The organism is Centipeda sp. (in: firmicutes), assembly GCF_057271695.1.
The window spans coordinates 1-1,988 of sequence record NZ_DBHIVL010000139.1; the positions used below are offsets into that span (position 1 = coordinate 1).

Sequence of the window (1,988 nt, forward strand, 5' to 3'; positions counted from 1 at the left end):
AGCTTTAGCATTTCCTTCATTGCTTCGGTCGGCGTATACCCCCACCATGCGGCGATGTAGGAGATGAGGACATATGCTTTCTTACGTTGATCTGCGGATATGTGACGTTCATCCACGAGCTCCACGCCAACAGTCGGTTGATACCCCTCTGGTCTCTTTTTGTTGTGACGAAACGGGACAAAGACCGTAATGCCGTCATCCCGTTTCTCCACAACTTCACCTAGGAGCACCATCAGAACGGAATGTCGTCATCATCAGCGGTATACGCGCTGCGCATCTCCGCCTCGATGCATTTCTTTTCCGGTACTGCGATTGCCTCGACTCCCTCAATCGGCAGGATGCCTATGCACTTTGTCGATGTGTAGATCTTGCCGTTGTAGACATACTCCTCTTCGCGGAACTTACCGCCAAAGAGTTTGCCGACAAGGCTCTGCTCGTCCCAGTTCCACACATAGCCGGGATTGGATTTTTCGATGTTCTGGAGCATGCCCTTGAAGCGCCCTTGATGATCACCAGCCGTGAGCTGATAGTACATACCGCCCCATTTTGCATCAGCATTGCCTGCCTTGCGTCCCTCATATTGTTTGCGGTAGTAGTTCGCGTACTTGCCGCTTTCGATGTCAAAGGCAATCGTCAGCATCTCCGCGCCGCTCTTTGATTCACCCAGCTGCACCTTCACGATACGGCATTCATAGCCCCCCGGCGGCAGGGGAATGTACTCCCCCGTAACAGCGGCTGTCTCGTCCCAGTTACTTGGTTTCGTCATCATTGTCATCGTCCTCCTCATACTTCTTGAGCGTCGCGATTACCGCAGCCATGTCATTCGGGATTTCCTTTGGGAAACACCCCATCGGACTTTTCGCCGTGGAGTGATCTGCCTGTGTGACAAATGTATATTGCCCGTCACTCCCCTTAGAGAGCAGAACCGTTGTGAACTTTGCCTCGGGTACAAGTTTGTCTAGCTTGCGCCCAGAGGTTTTCATCCGTGTGAACATATAGCCGTTATCATCGCGGTCGGTTTGCGAATGCGCCATACATACGACCGTCAGATCATCACGGTAGAGATGGATATTTGTGAGAATCCCCCAGATGCTCCAACACATGTCAGACCACTTGTCATATCCCTTCTCCCGCATCCGATTCATCTCATCGTCTGTCATACACATATTTAGCGTGTCGATGACAACTGTCTTGATGTGCCGCAGGTCGCCTTTGTCAATACGGTTCAGCACCTCGGTGATCTTCGGGACGCTCGATGTCTGGAAATAGTTTTTGTTTGCGCTGTTATAGGACTTGCGCCAGCCACGCCACGACAGCCCCTTGCGATCGGCGTCAATGATGAATGTGGTCGCAGGGTCGAGAGTGCGGAGAGCGGTCGTCTTGCCGCTCCCGCTCTCCCCCATGACCAGAATTGCTCTGCTCATTTCGCCACCTCCACATAGAAGCTCGGCGCGCCCTGCGTGACGGTCATTCCTTCGATGATCTGACCCGTGGCACTCACCACACGCCCGTCCTCCATGACGGTCAGTGTTTTCTTGTAGTCGCCCCAACGTACGGATTCCTGCACCTTGACAAAGGAGACATCATTTTCCTTGACGAACGCGAGGAGCGCGGCGTTTGTTGCCTCTGCCTTCTCTTTGCCCATCTTCCAATCTTCCGCACCCTTGCGGAATCCGATCACACCAGAGGGCAACTTGACCGACTTCTTCTTGCCGTCCGCGATCTTCTCTGCCACCCACGGCTCAAGCAAGCTTTTGAGATATGCGTCGCTCCCGTCAAGCTCTGCAAGCGCATCCGCCCGCCACTTCTCATAGCGTGCGATCATCTGCTTGTACTGCTCTTCGATGAGTGCCCGCCCCTTTGCGTTCTCCTCCATCTTTTCGAGACACCACTCCGCACTTGCCTCATCCGTCACCGCGAACGGCTTCTTTTCAGTCCCGTATGCTGCAATCCGCTCACTCATGATGCCAACACCGCCTTTCGGAATA

Annotated in this window: 4 protein-coding genes; all 4 read right to left on the reverse strand. The window is 53.7% G+C overall.

The window, feature by feature from the left end; genetic code table 11:
• Nucleotides 1–212: putative HNHc nuclease (locus ACO6BQ_RS12445; protein WP_489121443.1), on the reverse strand; the 212-nt coding region annotated here is incomplete at its 3' end.
• A gap of 20 nt (nt 213–232) precedes the next feature.
• Nucleotides 233–769, reverse strand: a complete 537-nt coding sequence (locus ACO6BQ_RS12450) for a DUF669 domain-containing protein (RefSeq protein ID WP_489121445.1) — start codon at nt 767–769, stop codon at nt 233–235.
• A complete protein-coding gene (locus ACO6BQ_RS12455) occupies nt 750–1,424 on the reverse strand; it encodes an AAA family ATPase (protein WP_489121447.1) in 675 nt (224 codons plus the stop codon). Before ACO6BQ_RS12455 ends, ACO6BQ_RS12450 begins: the two co-directional genes overlap by 20 nt.
• The coding region (locus ACO6BQ_RS12460) for a host-nuclease inhibitor Gam family protein (RefSeq protein ID WP_489121450.1) at nt 1,421–1,988 on the reverse strand (568 nt) is incomplete at its 5' end. The genes ACO6BQ_RS12455 and ACO6BQ_RS12460, both read right to left, overlap by 4 nt.